Source organism: Pseudomonas sp. Irchel 3E13, from assembly GCF_900187455.1.
In the GTDB taxonomy this organism is placed as follows: Bacteria; Pseudomonadota; Gammaproteobacteria; order Pseudomonadales; family Pseudomonadaceae; genus Aquipseudomonas.
Genome location: NZ_FYDX01000006.1, coordinates 340,163 through 364,758 on the forward strand (window position 1 = coordinate 340,163; position 24,596 = coordinate 364,758).

A 24,596-nucleotide genomic window follows, 5' to 3' on the forward strand; every position below is an offset into this window, starting at 1 on the left:
TCTTATGGCTTGAGCCCGAAACTAGACGACAGGCGCTCGATATGATCCCCGATTGCCCCTTTTAGACCGATCGCCTTGAGGTCAGGTGCTTCTTCCGCCAATCGATGAAGAAATGCCCTCATATCGTTCTTGATCCGGGCTGGCAATTCGATGGGCTCATCCGTCAATTGACCGCTTAACAGCAGTACATCGTTGCGGTGTTTGCGGATGGTCTTGCTGTCGATCTGTACACCGTCTTGCCTTCGTGCCGAGAGGATGAGCCAGGCATGTGCCTTGAGCGGGATAAGCCTGTCAGCGCCAATGAAAGTCACCTCCTCATTGTGTTGCCGACCCTCCAGGAGGAATGCGTAGTAGGGCTCTTCAAGAAGGATCGCGGACAGGCTTGATACCGATTCGTCTGTCGGTATCGGTGTCAGCGTGGCGTTCTGTGGGTGTTCCAGGCCTTCAGGTGCGCGGGAAAACAATTCCAGTTGTACCGGGTAGGCGTCGTTACCGGGATTTTGAAACCGATAAAAGACGGGGCGTTCGCCACCGATCTGACGTATCTGGTAATCACCGGCCTTGATGAAGTCCCAGAAGTGGCCAACGAATTCTGCGTTCAGTGCCTCGATGACCAGAACGATGTCCAGGTCCTTGGTCGCCCGGAATGGCAGACCGGCTTCATCCATCGTCAGCCAGGAAGCAACACCGCCAATCAAGACGTATTGGTCGCGCCAGGCCCTGAAATGCTGTCCGAAAATGTCTAACCCTCTGATCCCAGCCATGCGACCTCTTCCCTGATTGCATCCAGCGCTATTTGCACACGCTCATCCGGACTGTCCTCCAGGCTGAGTAACAAGGAGGCCTGGTCCGCGATCTCGTTTTCTATCGTGAGGCTTCGGTAGGACCAGATTTCCACCCATGCTCTGACGTCGTCCACCGAGTCGGCTACCTTGAATGCCTTCTCTTTCAGCATCAAATCGAAGGTGTTTCGGATCATGCCGTACACCGGCTGTGCCGGCCCGGCCAGTAGCGTGTAGCTGGCCAGTGCCGTTTCACCCGCCAGAAACAAGCCGTCGCTGATATGAAGCGGTCTGTCGATCGGGATTGTTCGTTTTACCGGCGAGCGCATCCATTGGCGGGTACTTTTGAACACCGTGGCCGGGTCGGCGGTGAACGAGTAGACGTTGGTTACTCCGCGGCGTTGAGCGGCCTCAATGATGTTCAGTGCCAGTAGTTGATCGATCACTTTGGAAAGCGTGACTCGGCTGTACTCGAAATTGCCCATGATTGCGCTGGAGGTGTAGAGGCTGTCACTGTCCCATCCCTCATACAGACGGCCCAGCAGCATCGCTTGAGTCGCCGGAAGCAGGGTGGACACCTCTTGCTCGTTTCTGCGTTTGCGAACGTGCTCGCGCAGATCCATTGCCAGTTCCGGGATGAACATCTGTGAGCCGGGCTGGATGAAGTTGAGGTGGTGAGTAATCAGGCTTCGTCGGTCAGCGGACGAGAGCGATTTACAGGCGTAGACGACCACCTTGTCGGTGGCTTTCTGGACCTGCTGGATGTGTTTGCGCAGCGTCACTGCGCCAGGGTATGCATCTTCGCGGGACAGCAGCAGAAGCATCGATAGCGAGGGGCCCGATTTGCTGCCTAGCCATAAGGTCAGGTCAGCCAGCGTGTAGGTATCCCTGATGTGAAAGGGAAGCTTGGCTACTGAAGCGGTTTTCAACTGGACTTCCGCATTCAGCAAGGAGCCAACGTAGAGTCTGATGTCGTCACGAAGAGCTGGCATATTGAATGACCTTGTAAACCCGTTTTTGCAATGTAATCCAAGATGGTTAACAGATCAAAAAACAGGTTTACAAGGTTTTCAGCGGTCGGGATCTCAAACCCGCGCCGTCAACAACCGCCTCCCGAACACTTTGTCCAACCCCCACACCACCAGCATCGACACCCCCACCAGCGGAAACGCTACGCCCAGCACCAGCATGACCACAGTGGCGGTCTTCCAGCGTGGCAGGTCGTGACGCAGCGGCGGTACGCCGAGGCCGCCTTCGGGGCGGCGTTTCCACCACATCACCAGGCCGCTGACCGAGCCCAGCAATACCATCAGGCAGATCAGCAGGATCAGCATCTGGTTGAACCAGCCGAACATCTTGCCTTCATGCAGCATGACCCCCAGTTCCGTGGCCCGGGCCACCGGGCTGTAGTCTTTCCAGCGCACGTCCACCAGAACCTTGCCGGTGTATTGGTCGACATGCAGGGTGGCGTCGTTGCGCGGGTCGTCGGCGAATACGGCGATGGTGAACACGCCGCTGGCCGTGGTAGGCGGGGTGATGCTGTAGCCGGGTTCGACGCCGCGTTGGTTGGCCAGCTCCTCGACCTGTTGCAGGCTGACCTGCGGCGCAGCCGGGGCGTTGTCCATCGCCATGTGCCCCTGGTGCTCGGCATGGGCACCGGACGACTGCGGCATCGGCGTGTTTTCCACCGCCCAGGGCACGGTCTGGCGGGCGGCGGTGTTGAGGGTGCGGGCTTCCTGGTCGGAGGTCGGCACCTCGTTCCACATCGCTGCCGGAAAGCGGTTCCACAGGTCGGCGTATTGCTTGCCCCAGAAGCCGGTCCAGGTCATGCCGCTGAGCAGCATCAGCAGCAGGACCAGCGAACCCCAGAATCCGCTGACCGCGTGCAGGTCACGCCAGAGCAGACGCCCGCGGGCGCTCAGGCGCGGCCACAACACGCCGGCCATTCGCCCGCCCCGCGGCCACCACAGATACAGGCCGGACACCACCAGGACGATGCCCCAGCCCGCGGCCAGTTCCACCAGGCGGTCGCCCGTGGTGCCGATCATCAGTTCGCCGTGCAGCGCGCGAGCCACGGCTTGCAGGTTGCTCTTGGCATCCTGCGCGCCGAGCAGCGTGCCGGTGTACGGATCGACGAATACGTTGAGTTCCTGCTCGCCGTTCTTGACCACGAACTGTGCGCTGCGGTCGGCGGCCGGCGCCGGCAGGTACTGGCTGACCTGGCCCTGTGGATAAGCGGCCTTCACGGTGTGCAGCAGGTGGTCGGCGCCATGCCGGTGGTGACCGGCCTCGACCACCATCAGCGAGCGGTACATCAGCGGATCGAGCTGTGGCTTGAACAGGTAGATGATCCCGGTGATGGCCAGCAGGATCATGAACGGCGCCACGAACAACCCGGCATAGAAATGCCAGCGCCAGGCCAGGTTGTAGAAGGAAAACGAAGGTTTGCTCATGGAGCGCTCCCAGGTGGTGGGCGCGGCGACTGGCCGCGCCCGGGTTAGATCAGAAACTCAGGTCGACCTTGGTCCAGAGCGTACGCCCCGGCTCGCTGACCGGTTCAAAGCCCGAGTAGCCGAAGCCGGCGTTGCCCGCCAGGTTCAGGTGCTCGGCGTAGGCTTTGTCGAACAGGTTGTCGACGCCGGCGCTGAGCTTGAGGTTCTTGCTCACACGATAGGCGCCGTTGAGCGAGAACACGCCGAAACCGCCGGTTTTCTCGAAGTCCTTGCCGACGATGTTGCCGTAGTTTTCCGAGATGCGATTCTGCGCCGAGACCAGTCGCCACAGGGCGCCGGCACTCCAGTCGGATTCGCTGTAGGTCAGGCCGAGGCGGCTTTCCAGCGGCGGCATCTGCGGCAGGGCCGAGCCGTCGCTGCTGTTCTTGCCCCAGGCGTAGGCCAGGGTCGCATCGGCTTTCCAGTTGCTGGTCAGTTGATAGGCGACACCCAGTTCGCCGCCCATGATCCGCGCGTCGACGTTGCCGGCGCGGGAGACGCTGGTGCCAGCGGTGTAGTCGTAGAGGATGAAGTCGCGGACCTGGCCGATATAGCCCGAGGCCCAGGCTTCCAGGTCTTCGGTCTTGTACTGGATGCCGAAGTCCAGTTGCGTGGTCTTCTCTGGCTTGATCGCATCGAAGGCATTGACCGAGCCGGCCGGGCCGAACGTGGGCGAGAACAGCTCCCAGTAATCGGGGAAACGCTGCACATGGCCGATCCCGACGTAGGCGGTGGCCGGCGCGTCGACCAGATCGTGCTCGTAGCGCAGGAAGCCGCTGGGCAGGGTGTCGGCGCGGGTGTTGCCGGCGGTGCGGTTGGGCACGGTCATCATTCCGGACGTGACGGTCTTGCGGAAATCCCTGGCCGAGGCGCGGTCCAGGCGGGCGCCGCTGACCAGGCGATCCTGGCTGTCCAGCTCCCAGGTCAGCTCGCCGAACGCGCCGTAGTTATGGAAATCCGCGTCCTTGGTCCACGGCTGCTGCTTGTGCACGTCGATGCCCATGCCACCGCGCTTGCGGTGTTCGTTGGTCTGGGCGTCGATGCCGGCGACCAGACTGACGTCTTCCCAGCGCCAGGTGCCCTTGATGCGCGCGCCCATGGTGCGGCGGTCGACGTTGCTGGCCATGGGGCCGGCCATCATCCCGGTGCCGGAGGTGGTGCGCAGGCTGTAGTTGTCCATCACATGGTCGGCGTAGTTGTAGTAGACCTGCGCTTCGAGCTTGTCGAAGACCTCGCCGATATTGGACTTCTCGAAACGCAGGCCGAGGCTTTCGCGCTTGAACTGCGAACCGTCCATGCCACGCCCGGCGTAGCGTGCTTCACCGTCGCCGCGGCCAGCGGTCAGCTCCAGCAGGGTGTCGCTGTCCGGGGTCCAGCCAACGGCGACGTCGCCGTTCCACTTGTCCCATTTCGACGGCACGGTGTCGCCATGGCCGTCTTCATAGTCGTCGGAGCGCGACTGGTTGCCGACGAAGCGCACGTAGCCCTGGCTGCCACCGGCGGCGGCATCCAGCACCTTGTCGAAACGGCCATTGGAGCCGGCCAGTAGGCTGGCGTTGACCCGGGTGCCCAGCTCGCCGAATTTCTCCGGCTCGCGGTCGAAGAGGATGGTTCCGGCGGACGCGCCCGGGCCCCACTGCACGCTTTGCGGGCCCTTGATCACGGTGAGGCGGTCGTAGGTTTCCGGGGAAATGTAGGAGGTCGGCGCGTCCATCCGGTTCGGGCAGGCGCCGAGCATCAGGCCGCCGTTGGTGAGGATGTTCAGCCGCGAGCCGAACATGCCGCGCAGCACCGGGTCACCGTTGGTGCCGCCGGAGCGGATCGCCGAGAAACCGGGGATGGTCTTCAGGTAGTCGGCACCGTCGCTGGCCGGGACGGGCTGGCGCGGGTCCTTGGGGTTGGTGACCACGGTCAGCGGCGAACTGGGCGCCACGGCGGTGATGACCGTGGGGCTGAGTTCCGGCTGGCCGTGGTCATGGCCTTCGTGGCCGGTTTCCGCGGCCAGGGCCGCGGGAACGAAGAGGCTGCCGCACAGCAGCGCAATGGTCCCGCGCAGGGACAAACGATAGACAGGGGTGGAGCTGGACATAGGTCTTCCAACATCGATCAGTCATGAAGGTGCGCACGCACGCGGCGATAGGCCGGTGACGAGCGCTGTTTCGGAATGTTCAGACGACGTTGCGGGAAGGTGGCGCGCGGCTGCGGGCGCCGGGGAAGAACGCCGGGCGCGGATGGCCCTGGCGGGGTAGAACGACAAGACGGTGGCTGGCCGGGACGGCCTCGCTGTTGAGCAGGCTCAGTTGCTGCGGCAGTGCCGGGCAATGGAAGAACAGGCTGCAATAGCCGCACTTCTCCCACATGACGTGCAGCGACGAATCGCCGCCACCATGGTGCGCCTCGCCGTGATGGCCCGCCGCGTCGTCCGTGCCTGCGCCCATGTCCATGTTCATCGACATGGAGGTGCTGTGATCCATCGGCATCGACTGGGAAACCAGCGGTCCGATGAAGATCATCAGCATGGCGAACAGGCTCAGCCAGCCCGCGCGCAGTGTCCTGTGGTCAGGGCGCGGGGGCCGGTGGCGTCCGGTGCGGGCGAGGCTCATGGCGAGCGGCGCTCAGGGATCAGTGCTGGTGCTGGTGCTCGTCGCTGCCTTCAGGCGGCTGCTTCTGCACCGCGACGTCCACGGTGATATCGCCGGCCTTTTCGAAGTGCAGGGTCAGCGGGAAGCGCTTGCCGTCGACGAGCAGGCTGCGGTCCTTGGGCTGCATGATCATCACGTGGTAGGCGCTCGGGCTGAACACCACTTTGCCGCCCGCCGGCACGGCGACGTTGGCGACTTGCTGCATGCGCATCACGTCGCCGGTCATCACGTGTTCGTGCAACTCGGAACGGTCGCTGATTGGGGTGTCGACGCTGAGCAGGCGGTCGTCCTCCTTGCCCTTGTTGTCGATGATGAAATAGGCCGCCACGTTGGGTGCGTTCGGTGGCAGTTGCAGCGACCACGGGTGGGCGATATGCAGGTCACCCTTGGTGTATTCGTGGGCACTGGCGAAGCTGGCGGGCAGCAGCAGGGCAGCCAGCATCAGGACGTTCTTGAGCATGAAAAATCTCCGGTCGATTCAGATTGTTCGCAGGTATCAGCGTAGTGAATCAAACGGCGGGAGAGGCGCGGGGATTGAGCGAGGGCCACAGTTCACGGGGCGTGGGCTGGGTGGGCTGGGCGATGGCCAGCGGGGTGGCGAAGGCGTATGTCGGCAGGACCAGTTGCGGCGCCTGGCCCGGCAGCGCCAGCAACGGCGCGGCACCGGAGCAGCACCAGCAATGCTGCATCACGGCGTGATCGTCGTTTTGCGGGTCGGCTTGGCCGAGGGAAACGGCGATCAGCTTGGTGCCGCCGGTGGAACAGAAGGCGCCCCACAGCAGTTGCTCGGCGGGCGCCCTGGCGGCGTTGGCGGACAACGGCATCGCCAGCAGATTGAACAGCACTGCGAAGCAGGCGATCCAGGCAAGGGCGGGCCGGTGTGCGGGCATGGGTTGATCCGGTGGGATTCGAATGATGGCTATTTAGCCTGAAACTCCCGGGGATGTAAAAAATGGGGGTGTGATGAAGTGTCGCAGTCGATTCGCAAGGTGTGGGAGCAACTGCGCAGACCATCGCGCCGAACCGTCGCGATGGCCTGCACAGCAGGTCAGGCCTTCGCCCGACCCAGCATGCCCCTGACCGCCTCTTGCAGGTCCGCCGGCAACACCACCAGCTTGGCGTTGTTGCTGGCCGCGAGGCTTTCCATGGCGCTGATGTAGCGTTCGCCCAGCAGGTACATGGCCGGGGTCACGTCATTGCCCACGGCGTTCTTGACCAGGGTGATGGCCTGGGCCGAAGCCTCGGCCAGGTTGACCTGGGCGGCGGCATCGAGCTTGGCCGATTCCTGACGCGCCTGGGCTTCGAGGATCGCCGCCTGCTTGGCGCCTTCGGCGCGGGTCACGTCGGCTTTACGCTCACGCTCGGCCGCGGCCTGGCGTTCCATGGCCGACTGCATGCTCGGCGAGGGCTTGATGTCCTGGATTTCCACCGAACGCACGGTGATGCCCCAGTCTTCGGTCTGCTCCGACATCGCGTCGCGCAGGCGCGCCTTGATCTGCTCGCGGCTGGACAGCGCTTCGTCCAGTTCCATGGCGCCGACGATGGCGCGCAGCGAGGTCATGGTCAGGCTGGTAACCGCGTAGGCGTAGTTCACCACGCCGTAGGCGGCTTTCTGCGGGTCCACCACCTTGGCGAAGCACAGGGCGTTGGCGACGATCACCGCGTTGTCCTTGGTGATGATTTCCTGCTGCTGCACGTCGAGGATGATGTCCTTGGTCGGCAGGCGGTAGGCCACCACGTCCATGTACGGGATGAGGATGTTCAGGCCCGGCTTGAGGGTGTTGTGGTAGCGCCCCAGGCGCTCGACGATCCATTCCTCGCCCTGCGGCACGATGCGTACGCCCTTGAACACCGTGATGAGGACGAACAGGGCGATGGTGGCGGTAATGATCAGACTGGTCATGACATTTCTCTTCCTTTGATGGTGTCTTGAAACGCTTTCAGGCCTTGCCGACCCGGACAATGTTGCCTTCGATTGCGAGGATGCGGACCCGCTCGCCGGAGGCGATGTCGCTGTTGGCGATGCAGACCCACTCTTCATTGCCGAGGATCGGCTTCTGGAAACGGACGCGGCCTTTCTGGAATTCCGAGACGGGCGCGGTCAGCAGGCCGACTTCGCCGATCACTTCGTCGGCGGTCCAGCGGTTGTCCGCCTTGCGGGGTTTGAACACCTTGAACCAGAGGGCGACGGTGAGGGACGAGAGCACCACCCAGATCATCAGCTCGCTGGCCAGGGACAGGCCCGGCACCAGCCCGGCGATCACGCCGACCGCCACGGCGCCGATGCCGAACCAGATGATGAAGAAGGTGGGCAGTACCAGTTCCAGCAAGATCAGGCCAAAGCCCAGAACGAGCCAGATCCACCATTGCAGTTCCATAGTCGAAGCCTTGCGTAGGGAAAAGGATGAGGCATTGGAATCGCTTGCTGGTGTGTTGGCAATACCCGAGTGGTGCACTGGCCTATTACAGGAGGTGTCCGTCAGCCAGCGCGGCGAGCAGCGCGGCCGGGTCGGTGAAGTGACGGTCGACCTCGGGCAGTGCCGGACGGCCGAGAATCAGCACCGGCACGCCGCGCTCGCGGGCCACCTGCAACTTCGGTTCGGTGGCGCCGCTGCCGCTGTTCTTGCTGATCAGCACGTCGATCTGGCGGCGTTCGAACAGCTGCCGCTCGTCGTCCAGCAGGAACGGTCCACGGGCGCCGATTACTTCGCAGCGGTCGTTGCCGGGGCAGGCGTCGAGGGCGCGCAGGGTCCAGAACTGATGGTCGGGTATTTCATCCAGATGTTGCAGCGGTTCGCGGCCGAGGGTGAACAGCGGGCGGCGGAAGGTGTGCAGTGCGGCGATCAGTTCGGCCCAGTCGGCGACCTCGCGCCAATCGTCGCCGGCCTGGGCCTGCCACGCGGGACGGCGCAGGGCCCAGCAGGGAATGCCGGCGAGGGTCGCGGCGCGGGCGGCGTTGGCGCTGATTTGCGCGGCGTAGGGGTGGGTGGCGTCGATCAGCAGGTCGATGCCTTCGGCGCGCAGGTAGGCGGCCAGGCCGTCCGCGCCGCCATAACCGCCGACGCGCACCTGGCACGTCAGGTCATCCGGCACCCGGCCGATCCCGGCCAGGCTGTAGACGTGCTCGGGCCCCAACTGACGGGCGATGCGCAGGGCCTCGGTGACGCCGCCGAGCAGCAGGATGCGCCGGCTCATTGCACACCCGCCTTGCCGACGATGCCGCCCTGGCGGTCGATGGCGAACACTTCGACCTGCACCTGCGCCGGCACCACGCTGCGGGCGAAAGCCAGGGCATGGGCGCAGACCGCATCGCCCAGCGGCACGCCGGCGGCATGGGCCAGGGCCAATGCCTGCTGGCTGGTGTTGGCCTGGACGATGGTCGCTTGCAGCGCCGCATCGGCGCCGACCGCCGCGGCCCATTGCGCCAATTGCGGCAGGTCGATGCTGGAATGGCGGCTGTGCAGGTCCATGTGCCCGGCGGCCAGTTTGCTGATCTTGCCGAAGCCTCCGCACAGGCTCAGGCGCGCCACCGGCACCTTGCGCAGGTGCTTGAGCACCGCGCCGACGAAGTCGCCCATCTCGATCAGGGCGATTTCCGGCATGCCGTAGACCCGGCGCATGGTGTCTTCGCTGGCGTTGCCGGTGCAGGCGGCGATGTGTTCGTAGCCGTTGGTCTTGGCGACGTCGATGCCTTGGTGGATCGAAGCGATGTAGGCCGAGCAGGAGAAGGGCCGGACGATGCCGCTGGTGCCGAGGATCGACAGCCCGCCGAGAATGCCCAGGCGCGGGTTCATGGTTTTCAGCGCGAGGTTTTCGCCGTCTTGCACGTTCACCGTGACCTCGAAACCGCCCGTGTAGCCGCAGCTTGCGGCGAGGTTCAGCAGGTGCTCGGTCATCATCCGCCGCGGCACCGGGTTGATCGCCGGTTCGCCCACCGTCAGCACCAGTCCGGGCCGGGTCACGGTGCCGACGCCTTGGCCGGCGACGAAGCGCACGCCGGGTTCGTCCAGCAGGCGCACGCGGCTATAGAGCAGGGCGCCGTGGGTCACGTCGGGGTCGTCGCCCGCATCCTTGAGCGTGCCGGCCTCGGCGCCCGCCGCGTGCAGGCGGCAGAACTCCAGGCGCATCTGCACCTGCTTGCCCTTGGGCAGGGTGATTTCCACTGCGTCGTGCGCTTGCCCGGTCAACAGCAGGCGCGCGGCGGCGAGGCTGGTGGCGGTGGCGCAACTGCCGGTGGTCAGGCCGCTGCGCAGCGGCGCCGGCTGTTCGGCGGTTTCGTCACGCATGCTTGATGGCGTCTAGCAGGGTGATCGGCAGCGCCTGGCGCCAGGTGTCGAAGCCGCCCAGCGGCTGGGCGTGGGCGACATGAATGCGGGTCAGTTCACCGCCGTGGCGTTCGCGCCAGTCCATCAGGCGTACTTCGCTTTGCAGGGTCACCGCGTTGGCGACCAGCCGGCCGCCGGGGCGCAACTGCTCCCAGCAGTGTTCCAGCACGCCGGGCACGGTGACGCCGCCGCCGATGAAGATCGCGTCCGGGCGTTCCAGGCCGTGCAGCGCGTCCGGCGCGCGTCCGCGCACCAGTTGCAGACCCGGTACGCCGAGGGCGTCGCGGTTGAGTTCGATCAGTTGCTGGCGGCCGTCGTCGGCTTCGATCGCCAGGGCGCGGCACGCCGGGTGCGCGCGCATCCACTCGATGCCGATCGAGCCGCTGCCGGCGCCGACATCCCAGAGCAACTCGCCCGGTTGCGGGGCGAGGCGGGCGAGGGTGATGGCGCGGACATCGCGCTTGGTGATCTGTCCGTCATGCTGGAAGGCGTTGTCCGGCAGCCCGGCGAGGGGCGACAGGCGCGGCGCGTTGGCGTCGGCGCGGCATTCGATGGCGACCAGATTAAGGTCGGCGATAGCGTGCTCATTCCAGTCGCTGGCGCTACCTTGCCGGTGACGTTCGGCGCTGCCGCCCAGGTGTTCCAGCACCTGCAACTGGCTCGGGCCGAAGCCGCGTTCGCGCAGCAATGCGGCGATCGCGGCGGGGCTGTCGCCATCGTTGCTCAGCACCAGCAGGCGCTGACCGCTGTAGAGGTGGGCGTTGAGTTGCGCCAGCGGACGGGCGACCACGGAAACAATGACCACGTCCTGCAACGGCCAGCCGAGGCGGGCGGCGGCGAGGGCGCAGGAGGAGGGCGCGGAAATCACGTTCAGCTCATCGGCCGGGACTTGCCGCGCGAGGCTGGCGCCAACGCCGTAGAACATCGGGTCGCCGCTGGCCAGCACGCACACCGGCTCGCCGCGCAGGGCCAGCACCGGCGCCAGCGAGAACGGGCTCGGCCAGGTCAGGCGCTCGGCCTTCAGGCAATGGGGCAGCAGGTCGAGCTGGCGTGGGCTGCCGAACACCCTGGCGGCGTGCAGCAGGGCGCGCCGGGCTTGCTTGCCGAGGCCGCTGAAGCCGTCTTCGCCGATTCCTACTATGGTCAACCAGGGCGCCATGCCGTTCCTCTTTTCCGGGCCTATCCGACCGGCAGGCTTGGCCCGCCGCCGGGCAAAGCAGGCATAATACCGCGCCTTCCGATGCCCAGCCCCATTTCACGATTGACGGGTGAACCCTTGAATCAGTCCCAGCCCGCTCCTGCCATTCGCCCCTCGGCCTGCCCGGGGCTGTGGCGCATTGTCCAGGCACGCGACGGTGGCATCTCGCGGATCAAGCTCGATGCCGGGCACCTGGATGCCGACCAGGCCGAAGCGGTGGCCGAGGCCGCCGAGCGTTTCGCCGGTGGCGTGATCGAGGTGACCAACCGCAGCAACCTGCAGATTCGTGGCGTTGGTAACGACCCGCAGGGTCTGATCGCGCACCTGCTGGCGGCTGGCCTGGGCCCGCGGGTCGCCGCCGGTGACGACGTGCGCAACCTGATGCTCAGCCCCGCCGCGGGCCTCGACCCGGCCCTGCTGTTCGACACCCGCGCGCTGGGCGCGCAGATACTCGACCTGCTGCAGACCACGCCGCGCTTCCATGCGCTGTCGGCCAAGTTCGCCGTGCAGCTCGATGGCGGCGAAGACCTGGCGATGCTCTGGCACCCCCATGACCTCTGGCTGTCGCCGCTGCGCCTGGATGGCGAGCTATGGCTGGGCTTCGGCCTGGCGGGTTGTCCGGGTCAGGATGCGCCGGTGGCCGCCGTGCCGCTGGCGGCGGGGCTGGCGCTGGTGCGGGCGGTGCTGGAGCGGTTTCTCGATCTGGCCGATGCCGGTCAATCGCGGATGCGCCAGTTACTGGAGGCGCTGTCCACCGACGCCTTTCTCGCCGGCCTGCCGTTGGCGCTGCGCCGCGACGCCGCGGTGCTCGACTGGCGCCGCCCCAGACGTGACCTCGCGCGCCACCTGGGTGTCTATCCCCAGCAGCAGGCCGAGCGGGTCGCGGTGGGCGCGATGGCGCCGCTGGGTCGCCTGAGCGCGGCGCAATTGCGCGGCGTCGGCGGGCTGGCCCGAGAATTGGGCGACGGCAGCCTGCGCATGACCCCCTGGCAGAGCGTGCTGCTGCCGAACATTGCCGTTGGCCGCGCCGAACGGGTGCTGGCCGCCTTGCTTCACCTTGGTTTGATCACCGACGCCGCCGAGCCGCTGGCCGGCGTGGTCGCCTGCACCGGCTCGGCCGGCTGCGCCAAGGCCCTCGCCGACACCAAGGGCGATGCGCTGCAACTGGCCTTCAGCCTGCGCCAGCCCGTTCCGGTGGCCGGCATTCACTTGAGCGGCTGCGGCCGCTCCTGCGCCATGGCGCATACCGCGCCGGTCACCTTGCTGGCGGTCGGCCCCGGTCGTTACGACCTGTATTTTCACGACCCGGCCCTGCCGGGCCCCGGCGCTGTCGCCGGGCGCAACCTGACACTGGAAGAAGCGGGCGCCACGCTGGACGCCCGCCCACGGAGCAACCCTCGATGATTGATTACATCCGCGACGGCCAGGAGATTTATCGCAACTCCTTCGCCATCATTCGCCAGGAGGCCCGCCTGGAGCGGATTCCGGCCGACCTGGAAAAGCTCGCGGTACGGGTGATCCATGCCTGCGGCATGGTCGAGGTGGTCGATGCCCTGCGCTTTTCCGAAGGCGCCGGCAAGGCCGGGCGTGAAGCCCTGGCCGCTGGCGCGCCGATTCTCTGCGACGCGCGGATGGTCGCCGAAGGCATCACCCGCGCCCGCCTGCCGGCCAACAACGAGGTGATTTGCACCTTGCGCGACGACAGCGTTCCGGACCTCGCCAAGGAACTGGGCAACACCCGTTCGGCGGTAGCCCTGGAGCTGTGGCGCCCGCACCTGGAAGGCAGCGTCGTGGTGATCGGCAACGCGCCGACCGCGCTGTTCTACCTGCTGGAAATGATCGACGCCGGCGCACCGAAACCGGCGCTGATCCTCGGCTTCCCGGTGGGCTTCGTCGGCGCGGCGGAGTCCAAGGCGATGCTGGCGGCGGACAGCCGTGGCGTGCCGTTCGTGATCGTCGAAGGGCGTCTGGGCGGCAGCGCCATGGCTGCCGCCGCGGTCAACGCCCTCGCCACGGAGGTTGAATGATGCAGGCCCGCGGACGTTTGCTCGGCCTGGGCGTGGGCCCCGGCGATCCCGAGCTGATCACCCTCAAGGCCCTGCGTCTGCTGCGTGAAGCGCCGGTGGTGGCGTACTTCGTCGCCAAGGGCAAGCGCGGCAATGCCTTCGGCATCATCGAGCAGTACCTGCAAAGCGAGCAGACCCTGCTGCCGCTGGTTTATCCGGTGACCACCGAGGCGCTGCCGGCGCCGCTGTCCTACGAGCAGGTCATCAGCGATTTCTACGATGCCGCCAGCATCGAGGTTGCCGCGCACCTGGACGCGGGCCGCGACGTGGCGGTGATCTGCGAGGGCGATCCGTTCTTTTACGGCTCCTACATGTACCTTCACGATCGCCTGGCCGAACGCTATGACGCCCAGGTGATCCCGGGTGTCTGCTCGATGCTCGGTGGTGCTTCGGTGCTCGGCGCGCCGCTGGTGTACCGCAACCAGAGCCTGTCGGTGTTGTCCGGCGTGCTGCCCCATGACGAACTCAAGCGCCGCCTGGCCGATGCCGACGCGGCGGTGATCATGAAGCTCGGGCGCAACTTCCCCAAGGTCCGCCAGGTGCTGGCCGAACTGGGTCTTGATGGCCGCGCGCTGTATGTGGAGCGGGCGACCATGGGCAACCAGAAGATCGTCGCGCTGGATGAGGTCGACCCGGCGTCGTCGCCGTACTTCTCGCTGATCATCGTTCCCGGCGAAAGGTGGCAAGGCTGATGACCCGACGCGCACCGGCCATTGTCATCCTCGGCAAAGGCAGCCTGGCCACGGCCCGCAAGATCCAGCAGCTTTATCCCGATGCCCTGATCCACGGCCTGGCTGGCCGGGTCGAGGGCGTCGATGTCAGCTATCAGGAGTTCGGCGCGAGCTTGCGCCAGCTCTATCAACAGGACACGCCGATCATCGCCTTGTGCGCCGCCGGCATCGTGATCCGCAGCCTCGCCGGCGTATTGCTGGAGAAGGGCGCGGAGCCGCCGGTGCTGGCCGTGGCCGAGGACGGTAGCGCGGTCGTGCCGCTGCTGGGCGGGCTGGGCGGGGTGAATGTCATGGCCCGGGAAATCGGCGCCGGACTGGGCGTTGCCGCGGCGATCACCACCAGCGGCGAACTGCGCTTCGGCACCTGCCTGCTCAACCCGCCCAGCGGCTATGCCCTGGCGGACCTGGAGCTGGGCAAGCGCTTCGTCTCCGACTTGCTGGCCGGCGAGCGCGTGCGCATCGAGGGCGCCGCGCCGTGGCTCGACGAAGCGCGCTTGCCGCAGGACGAGCAGGCGTCGCTGACCATCCATGTTGGCTGCGCCGAGCGTGAGGCGGCGGCCAACGAATTGCTGATCCACCCGCGCTGTGTGCTGGTGGCGGTTTCCACCTCGGTCGCGGCACCGGCCGAAGCGGTTCGCGCAGCCCTGCACGAGGCGAAGATCGCCGAGGCGTCGCTGGCGTGCCTGCTCGCCAATGACGACGAGATGGCCGCGCCGGCCTTGCACGACGCGGCGCGGGAGTTAGGTGTGCCGCTGCGTTTCGCCCCGGCACAAGCCTCGGTCAGCGCCCTGGCGGCGCGGGCATTGCCGCAGTTGCTGGCACCGCAGGCGGTGGGCGAGGGCCTGGCGATTGCCGTGGCCAACGCGCCGATCGATCCGCAACGCATTGGCCAGGGCCGAGGCCGCGTCGCGGTGATCGGCCTCGGTCCGGGTTCCGCCGAACTCATGGCGCCAGCGGTCAAGGCCGAGTTGGCGCGGGCCAACGATGTGCTCGGCTACGAAACCTATGTGCGCATGGCTGGGCCATTCCGTGCCGATCAGGTGCTGCACTGCACCGACAACCGCGAAGAATTGCAACGCGCCCGTCACGCTTTCGAGCTGGCGGCGCAAGGGCGTTCGGTGGTGGTGGTGTCGTCCGGCGATCCTGGCGTGTTCGCCATGGCCGCGGCAGTGCTGGAAGCGCTGGAAGCCTCCGATGATCCGGCTTGGCACCGGGTCGAGCTGGAAATGCTGCCGGGCATTTCCGCCTCGCTGGCCACCGCGGCCCAGGCCGGGGCGCCGCTGGGGCACGACTTCTGCGTGATCTCGCTGTCGGACAACCTCAAGCCGTGGTCGATCATCGAGAAGCGTCTGGACCTGGCCGCCGAGGCGGACCTGGCCCTGGCCTTCTACAACCCGATCTCGCGCTCGCGGCCCTGGCAACTGGGGCAGGCGCTGGACATCGTCCGTCGCCATCGCGGACCGCAAACGCCCGTGGTGCTCGGCCGCGACATCGCCCGGCCGGGGCAATCGCTCAAGGCCATTCGGTTGGGCGAGTTGCAGCCGGAGATGGTCGACATGCGCACCATGGTGCTGATCGGTTCCAGCACCACCCGCACCTTCGCCCGCGCCGATGGCGGCGAGTGGGTCTACACGCCGCGCTGGTATCCCCAGGCGGACTGAGCACTGCGGGGAAAGGCTTCGTTCCTGACCCTGCTGTCGTCGCAACGTACCTTGGCGTTCCCTCCCCGAGAGGGAACACCTCAAAAAGGACTTTGCCATGACCAACGACAGCAACCCATCTTCGAACACCAGTTCCGCCGCCGTGGTGGAAAACTCCCTTGTGGCCTTCGGCGCCGGCATGTCCGCGCAAAGCCGCATCGACGTGAAAAACAGCTTCCTGTTCGCCACCCTGGTCGCCAATAAACTCCACGACCAGACCGCCATGAGCGAATCCTGGTTCAAGTCCTTCCTCCAGGTCATGGGGGATTGCGGCTGGGTCGTGGCGCACCGCACCCATGAAAAGGAAAGCACCACCGGCCAGTCGCTCAAGGTCGCCAACGTCGCGGTCAAGGCTGTGCAGTCGGCGGCCAGCAGCCTGCTGCTGGGTGGGCCGGTGACCGCCGCGATCAAGGCGCTCGCCGAGGCGGCGATCACCGGCCTTGAGAGCAACGAAAAGGCCTTGACCGTGTTCAAGCGCAATCTGGAAAAACGCACCCATGTCGTCATCGGCCTGGCCTCCTGCACTGAAACCGAGAGCGGCGAAGTGGTGATGGCGCTCGGCGCGGTCCAGCGCTCGGTGCGCAAGGAGGACATCGATGCCCTGGTGTTCGATTGGGACAGCTCCACGTCGGCGACCTACAAGAGCACCGCGGCCCTGTCGTTCAACAGCCAGGTGTATGCCAGCGTGCGCACGGGCGTGGAGCAGCGCCTGGGTGAGCGGGCCGTGGCCAGGATCATGGACTACGACATCTGACCGACGCTGAAGCAGCGGGCCATTGGCATTTTTCTGGAGATGACCGACGTGGATATCGACGGCTACACGATGTGGACCAGCGAGGGCAGCCTGATGCTGGTTGCCCCTCAGGTCGGGGATGTGGAGCGCCAGAATGTGCTGGGCTCGCTGCGTTATGCCCAACGGTCGGCGGACAGTCTGATGACCTCGCGGTTCGGCGAGCACCGGCAATGGTATCGCGCCTATCGCAGTGCCCTCGGCCAACGCGGCTGGCGGGTGACCCACAGTTGCCAGAGCGTCGACGCCGCGCAGTGCCGGACGGTGTTGGCGCCGATGCAGCCGCTGGTGTTGTGGCTGAGTTGCCAGCACCCGGAACTGGGCGCAGTGCTGGAGCGTTGCATCGATGCGCTGGACCCGCTGCAGGCGGGCATCGAGCGACTGAGCGGCGCGGCGCTGCGGCGCTCACCACAAGGTGGCGCCCGTCTGGTGCTGGAAATGGGCGTACTGCGGCCCGGGTTGCGACTCAGCCTGTGCAGCCTCGCCCTGGAAACCAGCGAGACGCCTGGCCGCGACTGGCTGGTGGCCGCGCTGGATGGCGCTGCGTTGCGTGGCGATCTGTCGTTCCAGAGCCTGATGGCCGGGCCCGCCCCGGAACTGCTTGAGACCGGACACGACCGCTTCGCCCGCCTGATGCTCGATGCGGCAACCAGTTGCACCCTTCACTGAGGCAAGAATGCTATGACCGATCAACCGCGGGCAGCCGTCGTCGGTAATGCCCTGATGTCCTTTTTTCCCGATATTCACAAAGACGTCCGCGAGCGTGTGCAGATGGCGATGCTCTTTGCCCAGCGCGCGACGCAGGACGCCCTGGATAACCAGTTGGTGAGCGACGGCTACAGCTTTTACCGACGACAACTGATGTTTCTCGGCTGGGACGCCAGGTCGCCGAGGGAATCCTTCGCCCCCAATCAACAGCGACGCAGAGTGCTGAACGACGTTTTGGGGCAGATCAACGCTACCGCCGACAGCCAGTATTCCGAGATGACCCGTTGGTCCCTCGACGCGCTGCAGGCCAGTGAGGCTGCGCTCTACCGTTTCGAGGCCCGCTCGCTGGCGTTGGAGTCTTTTCAGTTGTTGCCCTGCCGGATCATCAAGCCAGGTTACGTGGATCTGGTGCTGTACCACGAAACCCTGGAGCGCGAGGAGCGACTCAACGGGTTTCTCTACCGAGAACGGGTGGTGACCGGGTCACGCATCGAGCTGGTGCGTTTCAACGTGCGTCTGTTCGAGCAGAAGTTTGGTGCGCGGGTCGGGAAGAGCCTGGAGCAGGCTCTTCAGCAGGATGTCTACGAGCTTTGAGGGGGCGGCTCAGGAAATCAGGTAGCCCTTGATCCCGGTGAAAATGATCTGCGCGGCAAGGGCGCAGACGAACAGGCCCATCAACCGACTGACGATCTGCAGGCCCTGGTCGCCGAGGATCCGCTCGATTCGGTTGGAGAGGTAGAGCACCAGGCCGACGGTGAAGCTGGCCAGCGCGATACTGACGATGGCCAGCAACTTGTCGTCCCAATGCGGCTGGCCGACGCCCATCACCAACAGCGCACCGATGGTGCCGGGGCCGACGGTCAGAGGGATGGTCAGCGGCACGATGGTGACGTCCTGCTGCACGTTGTCGGTCTGCACCGCCGACTTGCCCTGGGCCATGCCCAGCGCGGAAATGAACAGCACGCTGCCGGCACCGATGCGGAAGGCATCGGCGGTAATCCCGAAGACGCCGAAGATCACCCGACCGAACAGGTACAGCAGCACGCTGGCGATCAGCACGCCCATGGACACCTTCCAGGCCAGGTGCTTGCGCTCCTTGCTGGAATAACCGCGGGTCAGGCTGATGAAGCAGGACAGGACGAAGAACGGGCTGTAGAGCACGAGCATTTTCAGGTAAACGCTGAACAACTCATGAAGCATGGTCTGGGCTCGCGAAAGAAGAAAAGGCCGGGCAAGTGTATCAGTGCGACAGCGGTGCATCGGCGGGTGGCCGCGACTGCTCGCGGCGGGCTACCCAATGCTCGATCAGCTCACGCAATTGCGACAGTTCCACCGGCTTGGACATGTGCCCGTCCATGCCGGACAGGCGCGCACGCTCCTTGTGCTCGGCGAGGATGTGCGCGGTCAGCGCCACCACCGGCGTGTGCGGGCTCTGGGTGCTGGCTTCCCAGGCACGCAGTTGCTGGGTCGCGGAGAAGCCGTCGAGGATCGGCATTTCGCAGTCCATCAGCACCAGGTCGTAGTGCTGCGCCTTCATTGCCTTGAGCGCTTCTTCGCCGTTGCTGGCGGTGTCCGGCTCCAGGTTGAGCTTGCCGAGCATGCCGCGGATCACCTTGGTGGAGATGCTGTTGTCTTCGGCAACCAGAATGCGGAAGTCGGCGGGCAGCTCGATGGGGGCCGGGCGCTGGGCAGGCATGAAGCCGGGCGGCGGCACCTTGCTGCGCTGGGAGAGTTCTTCGGCCAGGGTGGTCTTGAGGGTGTAGCCGGCCACCGGCTTGGCGAGGATGCGTTTGACCCCGGCGTTGCGCGCGATGATCTTGCTCGGCGCATTGCTGATGCCGGTAAGCATCACCAGCAGGATGTCGTGGTTCAGGCTCGGGTCTTCCTTGATCTTCGCCGCCAGTTGCATGCCGGTCATGCCAGGCATGTTCTGGTCGAGCAGGACTGCGTCGAAGTAGTCACGCAGGTGCGCCTTGGTCCGCAGCAGGGCCAGCGCTTCCTTGCCCGACGGCACGGCGCTGACGTTCATGCCCCAGGCGCCGCACTGCTGGACCAGCACCTTGCGGCATGTATCGTTGTCGTCCACCACCAGCACCCGGGCGCCGCGCAGCGAAGCATCGAGGTCGGTGGCCGGCTGCTCCAGGCGCTGCGGGTCCAGCGGCAGGGTCAGCCACAGGGTGTTGCCCTGGTTGTGGCTGGTCTTGATGCCGAATTCGCCCTGCATGAGGGTGATCAGTTGCTTGGCGATCACCAGGCCCAGGTGGCCGCCGAGTTTGTTGCTGGAAAGGAAGTGTTTGCTGTGCAGCTCGGCCTGCAACAGGGCGTCGCGTTCGGCGGGCTGCATGGCTTCGCCGCAGTCTTGCACGGCGATGCGCAGGCGTGGGCTGCTGCCACGCTGATCGAGGGCCACCACCAAGAGGATTTCGCCGTGGTCGGTTTTCTTCAAGGCGTTGTCCAGCAGGCTGAGCATGGCCTGGCGCAGGCGGGTCGGGTCACCGCTGATTACCCGCGGCACCTGCGGCTGGGTGAAGCTGATGAGCTCGATGTTCTGCTGCTCGGCTTTGGCGCGGAAGATGCCCAGGCAATCCTCGATCAAGGCGTTGAGGTCGAACTGCACATCGTCCAGTTCGATCTGCCCGGATTCGAGCTTGGAGATGTCGAGGATCTCGTTGATTAGCGTCAGCAGCTCGTTGCCGGCGCTGTGGATGGTTTGCACATAGTCGCGCTGCTTGACTGACAGCGGTGTGCCAAGCAGCAGTTCGGTCATGCCCAGCACGCCGTTCATGGGGGTGCGGATCTCGTGGCTGATCTTGGCCAGGAATTCGGCCTTGGCGTTGATCTCGGCCGTGCTCGCGGCCAGCTCGCGGCTGGCGCTGAAGCGCGCTTCGTTCATGTAGCGCAGGCGTTCGCTGACCGAAAGGTTGAGCAGCAGGCCGCTGAACGCGGTAAGGCCGAGCAGGATGAACAGCAGCCACTGGGTCGGCGTGCGGGTCAGGCCGAGGAGGGCCGGCAAGACCACCAGGCAGCCGACCGTGAAGATCAGCATACCGAGGCTCAGCAGGCGCGCCGGGGAGAAGCCCTTGTACCAGTGATAGAGCGAGACGCCGAGCATGCTCAGGCAACCCAGCGCCACCAGCGCGTAGGTCATCAGGTTCAGCGGCAGGGTATCGACGAACAACAACAGCAGGCCGCAGAACACCACCAGCAGCATCTGGCCCTGCAGCAAGCGGGTCAGGCGGGGTTGGCCAAGCGGGGCGAAGAAGCGCTGGGTGAACACTAGCCCGCAGAGGGTGGCGAGCAGCACGGTCAGGTAGGCCGCGGGCGTCTGCGCCGAGTGCCACAGGTTCCACGGGCCACTGAGGTTGAGCAGGATCAGCGCGCTGAGCATCATCAGCAGGTGGTAGCCGGCCAGCCACAGGCTGGCGGTGGAGCGCGAATAGGCGAAGCGGGTGAGGTTGTGCAGCGCCAGCATGCCGAGACAGCCGAACAGCAGGCCGAACAACAGCGGGCGACGCTGGTCGGCGGCGGCTTCGACCGCGGGCAACAGGCTGATGCCGGGGCGCAGCTGGTGTTCGGACACCAGCCGCAGGTAAACGTCCAGCGCCACGGGGCTGGCGGGAAGTGAAAGCAGGTGATCGCTGCTGCTCAGGGTCAGCAGGCCGCTGTCGCTGCGACGACCGTTGTGCGATTGCTGCAGCAGGTTGTTGCCGTCGAGAACATAAAGATCGAGACGCGAGAGGTCGGGCGCGAACACCCGAATGACCTGCTCATGCTGGCCGGGAGGCAGCCGGTAGTGCAGCCAGAGCGCCTGGTTGGGCTCGGCGGCGTTGAGCTGGTTGAGTTCGATGGGGCTGAACTGGTTGCGGTAGCGTTCGGAACGGATGTCGCCCAATTGCAGATTGGCCTGGCCGTCGAGCAGGACCGCCCAGCCGCTGCTCGATTCGGCCATGGCCGGAAAAAGGCAGAGCAGGGTCAGCAGGCTGACGATGGTTCCAATGGCAATCCTGAGCCAACGCACGACGATTTCCCTTCCTAGCTGAGTGCCGGTGTACCACTATGCGCGGCGTGCCAAGCCGAAGGCAAGGTTTTGCCCGGGCCCTGACGACGAGCCGGGAGCCGCGGCGCAAAGGCGCCGCGCTCCCGCTCAGGCAGGTTACTCCTGATGCTCGCCACGCTCGCGGGCAATGGCACGGTAGCCGATGTCCTTGCGATAGAACGCGCCGTCCCAGTCGATTTCGGCTGCCAGACGGTAGGCCTGTTGCTGTGCGGCTTCGACCGTGTCGCCCAGGGCGGTGGCGCACAGCACGCGGCCGCCGCTGGTCACGACCTGGCCGTCTTTCAGCGCGGTACCGGCATGGAACACCTTGCCTTGCAGTGCGGCGGCGGCATCCAGACCCTTGATCGGTGCGTCCTTGGCGTAGTCGCCAGGGTAGCCGCCAGCGGCCAGCACCACGCCCAGGCTTGGACGCGGATCCCAGACTGCCTCGACCTTGTCCAGCGCCTTGGCCAGGGCGGCTTCGATCAGCAGGATCAGGCTCGACTCCAGGCGCAGCATGATGGGCTGGGTTTCCGGGTCGCCGAAGCGGCAGTTGAACTCGATGACCTTCGGGTTACCGGCCTTGTCGATCATCAGACCGGCGTAAAGGAAGCCGGTGTAGACGTTGCCTTCCTCGGCCATGCCGCGCACGGTCGGGTAGATCACCAGGTCCATCACGCGCTGATGGACATCAGCGGTGACCACTGGCGCTGGCGAATAGGCGCCCATGCCACCGGTGTTCGGGCCGGTGTCGGCGTCGCCGACGCGCTTGTGGTCCTGGCTGGTTGCCATAGGCAGCACGTTGGCGCCGTCGACCATGACGATGAAGCTGGCTTCTTCGCCGTCGAGGAATTCCTCGATGACCACGCGCGAACCGGCTGCGCCAAAGGCATTGCCGGCGAGCATGTCGCGCACGGCGTCTTCGGCTTCGGCCAGGGTCATGGCGACGATAACGCCCTTGCCGGCGGCCAGGCCGTCGGCCTTGATGACAATCGGCGCGCCTTTTTCACGCAGATAAGCCAGGGCTGGCTCGATCTCGGTGAAGTTCTGGTAGTCGGCGGTCGGGATCTTGTGGCGCGCCAGGAAATCCTTGGTGAAGGCCTTGGAGCCTTCAAGCTGGGCGGCGCCAGCGGTCGGACCGAAGCAGTCCAGGCCGCGGCTGCGGAACAGATCGACCACGCCGGCAACCAGCGGGGCTTCCGGGCCGACGATGGTCAGCGAGACGTTCTTCTCGGCGAAGTCGGCCAGTTGTTCCAGCGCGGTCACTTCGATGGCGACGTTCTCGCACTTGGCTTCGGTGGCGGTACCGGCGTTGCCGGGGGCGACGAAGATTTTCTCGACACGCGGGTCCTGGGCAACTTTCCAGGCCAGGGCGTGTTCACGTCCGCCGCTACCGATGATCAAAACGTTCATGTCAAAACCTCAGTGGTTTCCGAAGGGCATGCCTTCGTTTTGTATTCGCTGTACGGGGTCGCACTGAAGCAGATGCCTGCTTCAGTGCGGCCGATTGCCGTAAATCAGTGACGGAAGTGGCGCATGCCGGTGAACACCATTGCGATGCCGGCTTCGTCGGCGGCGGCAATGACTTCGGCGTCGCGCATCGAGCCGCCTGGCTGGATCACGGCAGTGATACCGACCTTGGCTGCGTTGTCGATGCCGTCACGGAACGGGAAGAACGCGTCCGACGCCATGACCGCGCCCTGCACCTGCAGGCCAGCGTGCTCGGCTTTGATCGCGGCGATGCGCGCGGAGTTGACGCGGCTCATCTGGCCGGCGCCGACACCGATGGTCTGGCGGTTCTTGGCGTAGACGATGGCGTTGGACTTGACGAACTTGGCCACTTTCCAGGCGAAGATCAGGTCATGGATTTCCTGTTCGGTCGGGGCGCGCTTGGTCACGACTTTCAGGTCGGCGTCGGTGATCATGCCGATGTCGCGGCTCTGTACCAGCAGGCCGCCGGTCACACGCTTGAAGTCCCAGGCAGCGGCGCGCTCGGTCGACCACTCGCCGCAGGTCAGCAGGCGCACGTTGGCCTTGGCGGCGACTACGGCGCGGGCCTCTTCGCTGACGCTCGGGGCGATGATGACTTCGACGAACTGACGCTCGACGATGGCCTTGGCGGTTTCGCCGTCCAGCTCGCGGTTGAAGGCGATGATGCCGCCGAAGGCCGACTCGGTGTCGGTGGCGTAGGCCAGTTCGTAGGCCTGGCGGATACCGCCTTCAGGGCTGACGGCAACGCCGCACGGGTTGGCGTGCTTGACGATGACGCAGGCCGGCTTGACGAAGCTCTTCACGCATTCCAGCGCGGCGTCGGTGTCGGCCACGTTGTTGTACGACAGTTCCTTGCCTTGCAGTTGCACCGCGGTGGCGATGCCCGTCTCGGACGGCTTGGCCTCGACATAGAACGCCGCGCTCTGGTGCGGGTTCTCGCCGTAGCGCATTTCCTGGGCCTTGATGAACTGGCTGTTGAAGGTGCGCGGGAATTCGCTGCGGCCTTCGGTGCTCAGGGTCTCGGCGGACTGGTTCACGGTGCCCATGTAGTTGGCGATCATGCCGTCATAGGCCGCGGTGTGCTCGAAGGCCTTGAGCATCAGGTCGAAGCGCTGGGCGTAGGTCAGGCCACCGGCCTTGAGGCTTTCCAGCACGTTCGCGTAGTCGCTGGCGTTGACCACGATGGCGACGTCTTTGTGGTTCTTGGCCGCGGAACGGACCATGGTCGGGCCGCCGATGTCGATGTTCTCGATGGCGGTCGGCAGGTCGCAACCCGGCTTGGAGATGGTGGCTTCGAACGGGTACAAGTTGACGGCGACCAGATCGATCGGCTTGATCCCGTGCTCCTGCATGATGGCGTCATCGGTGCCGCGACGGCCGAGGATGCCACCGTGGATTTTCGGGTGCAGGGTCTTGACCCGGCCGTCCATCATTTCCGCGAAGCCGGTGTAGTCGGCGACTTCGACCGCGGCGACGCCGTTGTCCTGGAGCAGCTTGAAGGTGCCGCCGGTAGACAGGATCTCGACGCCGAGCGTTTGCAGCTCACGGGCGAATTCGAGGATCCCGGTCTTGTCGGAAACGCTGATCAAGGCACGGCGGATCGGCAGGCGAGTAGTCTGGTCGGTCATTTCAGAT

At 65.6% G+C, this 24,596-nt stretch carries 23 protein-coding genes; 7 read left to right on the forward strand and 16 right to left on the reverse strand.

Features of this window, described 5'->3' with window-relative positions:
• Window positions 1–2: 2 nt before the first annotated feature.
• From CKW37_RS12615 to cbiE, 12 genes are all read right to left on the reverse strand, one after another.
• Window positions 3–764, reverse strand: coding sequence for a hypothetical protein (locus tag CKW37_RS12615; protein WP_095156010.1), 762 nt, complete (start codon window positions 762–764; stop codon window positions 3–5).
• On the reverse strand, window positions 743–1,774 hold the full coding sequence (locus tag CKW37_RS12620; RefSeq protein WP_095156011.1) for a hypothetical protein: 1,032 nt from the start codon (window positions 1,772–1,774) through the stop codon (window positions 743–745). The genes CKW37_RS12615 and CKW37_RS12620 overlap by 22 nt, the downstream gene beginning before the upstream one ends.
• Window positions 1,775–1,867: 93 nt before the next feature.
• Window positions 1,868–3,235 carry a PepSY domain-containing protein gene (locus CKW37_RS12625; protein ID WP_095156012.1) on the reverse strand — a complete coding sequence of 456 codons (1,368 nt, stop codon included), beginning with the start codon at window positions 3,233–3,235 and terminating at the stop codon, window positions 1,868–1,870.
• Window positions 3,236–3,284: 49 nt separating this feature from the next.
• Window positions 3,285–5,363 carry a TonB-dependent copper receptor gene (locus CKW37_RS12630; protein WP_095156013.1) on the reverse strand — a complete coding sequence of 693 codons (2,079 nt, stop codon included), beginning with the start codon at window positions 5,361–5,363 and terminating at the stop codon, window positions 3,285–3,287.
• Between the two features lie 79 nt (window positions 5,364–5,442).
• Entirely contained in the window at window positions 5,443–5,877 is a 435-nt protein-coding gene (locus CKW37_RS12635) for a DUF2946 domain-containing protein (protein ID WP_095156014.1), read from the reverse strand.
• Between the two features lie 19 nt (window positions 5,878–5,896).
• Window positions 5,897–6,376 carry a copper chaperone PCu(A)C gene (locus tag CKW37_RS12640; RefSeq protein ID WP_095156015.1) on the reverse strand — a complete coding sequence of 160 codons (480 nt, stop codon included), beginning with the start codon at window positions 6,374–6,376 and terminating at the stop codon, window positions 5,897–5,899.
• A 49-nt stretch (window positions 6,377–6,425) separates the two neighbouring features.
• Window positions 6,426–6,806, reverse strand: coding sequence for a DUF2946 domain-containing protein (locus tag CKW37_RS12645; protein ID WP_095156016.1), 381 nt, complete (start codon window positions 6,804–6,806; stop codon window positions 6,426–6,428).
• Between the two features lie 158 nt (window positions 6,807–6,964).
• Window positions 6,965–7,819, reverse strand: coding sequence for an SPFH domain-containing protein (locus tag CKW37_RS12650; RefSeq protein ID WP_095156017.1), 855 nt, complete (start codon window positions 7,817–7,819; stop codon window positions 6,965–6,967).
• 37 nt (window positions 7,820–7,856) lie between these two features.
• On the reverse strand, window positions 7,857–8,294 hold the full coding sequence (locus CKW37_RS12655; protein ID WP_095156018.1) for an NfeD family protein: 438 nt from the start codon (window positions 8,292–8,294) through the stop codon (window positions 7,857–7,859).
• 85 nt (window positions 8,295–8,379) lie between these two features.
• Entirely contained in the window at window positions 8,380–9,111 is a 732-nt protein-coding gene (locus CKW37_RS12660; protein WP_095156019.1) for a cobalt-precorrin-6A reductase, read from the reverse strand.
• Complete coding sequence (locus tag CKW37_RS12665) at window positions 9,108–10,202, reverse strand: cobalt-precorrin-5B (C(1))-methyltransferase (RefSeq protein WP_095156020.1); 1,095 nt, start codon at window positions 10,200–10,202, stop codon at window positions 9,108–9,110. The genes CKW37_RS12660 and CKW37_RS12665 overlap by 4 nt, the downstream gene beginning before the upstream one ends.
• The gene (gene cbiE, locus CKW37_RS12670) at window positions 10,195–11,400 is read right to left on the reverse strand and encodes a precorrin-6y C5,15-methyltransferase (decarboxylating) subunit CbiE (RefSeq protein ID WP_095156021.1); all 1,206 of its coding nucleotides are present in this window, start codon (window positions 11,398–11,400) and stop codon (window positions 10,195–10,197) included. Before cbiE ends, CKW37_RS12665 begins: the two co-directional genes overlap by 8 nt.
• 81 nt (window positions 11,401–11,481) lie before the next feature.
• Here cbiE and cobG point away from each other — a divergent pair, with 81 nt between their 5' ends.
• The 7 genes from cobG (at window position 11,482) to CKW37_RS12705 (ending at window position 18,028) form a co-directional block, all read left to right on the forward strand.
• The gene (gene cobG, locus CKW37_RS12675; RefSeq protein ID WP_095156022.1) at window positions 11,482–12,843 is read left to right on the forward strand and encodes a precorrin-3B synthase; all 1,362 of its coding nucleotides are present in this window, start codon (window positions 11,482–11,484) and stop codon (window positions 12,841–12,843) included.
• Complete coding sequence (locus CKW37_RS12680) at window positions 12,840–13,466, forward strand: precorrin-8X methylmutase (protein WP_095156023.1); 627 nt, start codon at window positions 12,840–12,842, stop codon at window positions 13,464–13,466. Before cobG ends, CKW37_RS12680 begins: the two co-directional genes overlap by 4 nt.
• Entirely contained in the window at window positions 13,466–14,197 is a 732-nt protein-coding gene (locus CKW37_RS12685; RefSeq protein ID WP_095156024.1) for a precorrin-2 C(20)-methyltransferase, read from the forward strand. The genes CKW37_RS12680 and CKW37_RS12685 overlap by 1 nt, the downstream gene beginning before the upstream one ends.
• Window positions 14,197–15,897, forward strand: a complete 1,701-nt coding sequence (cobJ, locus tag CKW37_RS12690; protein WP_095156025.1) for a precorrin-3B C(17)-methyltransferase — start codon at window positions 14,197–14,199, stop codon at window positions 15,895–15,897. Before CKW37_RS12685 ends, cobJ begins: the two co-directional genes overlap by 1 nt.
• A 97-nt stretch (window positions 15,898–15,994) precedes the next feature.
• Window positions 15,995–16,690 (forward strand): hypothetical protein, encoded by a 696-nt coding sequence (locus CKW37_RS12695; protein ID WP_095156026.1) that lies wholly within the window; start codon window positions 15,995–15,997, stop codon window positions 16,688–16,690.
• 39 nt (window positions 16,691–16,729) lie between these two features.
• The gene (locus tag CKW37_RS12700; protein WP_095156027.1) at window positions 16,730–17,395 is read left to right on the forward strand and encodes a hypothetical protein; all 666 of its coding nucleotides are present in this window, start codon (window positions 16,730–16,732) and stop codon (window positions 17,393–17,395) included.
• Window positions 17,396–17,407: 12 nt separating this feature from the next.
• Complete coding sequence (locus CKW37_RS12705; protein ID WP_095156028.1) at window positions 17,408–18,028, forward strand: hypothetical protein; 621 nt, start codon at window positions 17,408–17,410, stop codon at window positions 18,026–18,028.
• Window positions 18,029–18,037: 9 nt separating this feature from the next.
• Here CKW37_RS12705 and CKW37_RS12710 read toward each other — a convergent pair whose 3' ends face one another.
• The 4 genes from CKW37_RS12710 to purH form a co-directional block, all read right to left on the reverse strand.
• Complete coding sequence (locus tag CKW37_RS12710; RefSeq protein ID WP_095156029.1) at window positions 18,038–18,634, reverse strand: MarC family protein; 597 nt, start codon at window positions 18,632–18,634, stop codon at window positions 18,038–18,040.
• 40 nt (window positions 18,635–18,674) lie between these two features.
• Window positions 18,675–21,452 carry a hybrid sensor histidine kinase/response regulator gene (locus CKW37_RS12715; protein WP_095156030.1) on the reverse strand — a complete coding sequence of 926 codons (2,778 nt, stop codon included), beginning with the start codon at window positions 21,450–21,452 and terminating at the stop codon, window positions 18,675–18,677.
• Between the two features lie 135 nt (window positions 21,453–21,587).
• Complete coding sequence (gene purD / locus CKW37_RS12720; RefSeq protein WP_095156031.1) at window positions 21,588–22,883, reverse strand: phosphoribosylamine--glycine ligase; 1,296 nt, start codon at window positions 22,881–22,883, stop codon at window positions 21,588–21,590.
• A 104-nt stretch (window positions 22,884–22,987) separates the two neighbouring features.
• Window positions 22,988–24,589: a bifunctional phosphoribosylaminoimidazolecarboxamide formyltransferase/IMP cyclohydrolase gene (gene purH, locus CKW37_RS12725; RefSeq protein ID WP_095156032.1), complete on the reverse strand. Its 1,602-nt coding sequence runs from the start codon at window positions 24,587–24,589 to the stop codon at window positions 22,988–22,990.
• Between the last annotated feature and the right edge of the window lie 7 nt (window positions 24,590–24,596).

Coding starts and splice junctions, on each gene's coding strand:
- CKW37_RS12615 (WP_095156010.1), bottom strand. CDS start 764: ATGGCTGGGATCAGAGGGTTAGACATTTTCGGACAGCATTTCAGGGCC.
- CKW37_RS12620 (WP_095156011.1), bottom strand. CDS start 1,774: ATGCCAGCTCTTCGTGACGACATCAGACTCTACGTTGGCTCCTTGCTG.
- CKW37_RS12625 (WP_095156012.1), bottom strand. CDS start 3,235: ATGAGCAAACCTTCGTTTTCCTTCTACAACCTGGCCTGGCGCTGGCAT.
- CKW37_RS12630 (WP_095156013.1), bottom strand. CDS start 5,363: ATGTCCAGCTCCACCCCTGTCTATCGTTTGTCCCTGCGCGGGACCATT.
- CKW37_RS12635 (WP_095156014.1), bottom strand. CDS start 5,877: ATGAGCCTCGCCCGCACCGGACGCCACCGGCCCCCGCGCCCTGACCAC.
- CKW37_RS12640 (WP_095156015.1), bottom strand. CDS start 6,376: ATGCTCAAGAACGTCCTGATGCTGGCTGCCCTGCTGCTGCCCGCCAGC.
- CKW37_RS12645 (WP_095156016.1), bottom strand. CDS start 6,806: ATGCCCGCACACCGGCCCGCCCTTGCCTGGATCGCCTGCTTCGCAGTG.
- CKW37_RS12650 (WP_095156017.1), bottom strand. CDS start 7,819: ATGACCAGTCTGATCATTACCGCCACCATCGCCCTGTTCGTCCTCATC.
- CKW37_RS12655 (WP_095156018.1), bottom strand. CDS start 8,294: ATGGAACTGCAATGGTGGATCTGGCTCGTTCTGGGCTTTGGCCTGATC.
- CKW37_RS12660 (WP_095156019.1), bottom strand. CDS start 9,111: ATGAGCCGGCGCATCCTGCTGCTCGGCGGCGTCACCGAGGCCCTGCGC.
- CKW37_RS12665 (WP_095156020.1), bottom strand. CDS start 10,202: ATGCGTGACGAAACCGCCGAACAGCCGGCGCCGCTGCGCAGCGGCCTG.
- cbiE (WP_095156021.1), bottom strand. CDS start 11,400: ATGGCGCCCTGGTTGACCATAGTAGGAATCGGCGAAGACGGCTTCAGC.
- cobG (WP_095156022.1), top strand. CDS start 11,482: ATGCCCAGCCCCATTTCACGATTGACGGGTGAACCCTTGAATCAGTCC.
- CKW37_RS12680 (WP_095156023.1), top strand. CDS start 12,840: ATGATTGATTACATCCGCGACGGCCAGGAGATTTATCGCAACTCCTTC.
- CKW37_RS12685 (WP_095156024.1), top strand. CDS start 13,466: ATGCAGGCCCGCGGACGTTTGCTCGGCCTGGGCGTGGGCCCCGGCGAT.
- cobJ (WP_095156025.1), top strand. CDS start 14,197: ATGACCCGACGCGCACCGGCCATTGTCATCCTCGGCAAAGGCAGCCTG.
- CKW37_RS12695 (WP_095156026.1), top strand. CDS start 15,995: ATGACCAACGACAGCAACCCATCTTCGAACACCAGTTCCGCCGCCGTG.
- CKW37_RS12700 (WP_095156027.1), top strand. CDS start 16,730: ATGACCGACGTGGATATCGACGGCTACACGATGTGGACCAGCGAGGGC.
- CKW37_RS12705 (WP_095156028.1), top strand. CDS start 17,408: ATGACCGATCAACCGCGGGCAGCCGTCGTCGGTAATGCCCTGATGTCC.
- CKW37_RS12710 (WP_095156029.1), bottom strand. CDS start 18,634: ATGCTTCATGAGTTGTTCAGCGTTTACCTGAAAATGCTCGTGCTCTAC.
- purD (WP_095156031.1), bottom strand. CDS start 22,883: ATGAACGTTTTGATCATCGGTAGCGGCGGACGTGAACACGCCCTGGCC.
- purH (WP_095156032.1), bottom strand. CDS start 24,589: ATGACCGACCAGACTACTCGCCTGCCGATCCGCCGTGCCTTGATCAGC.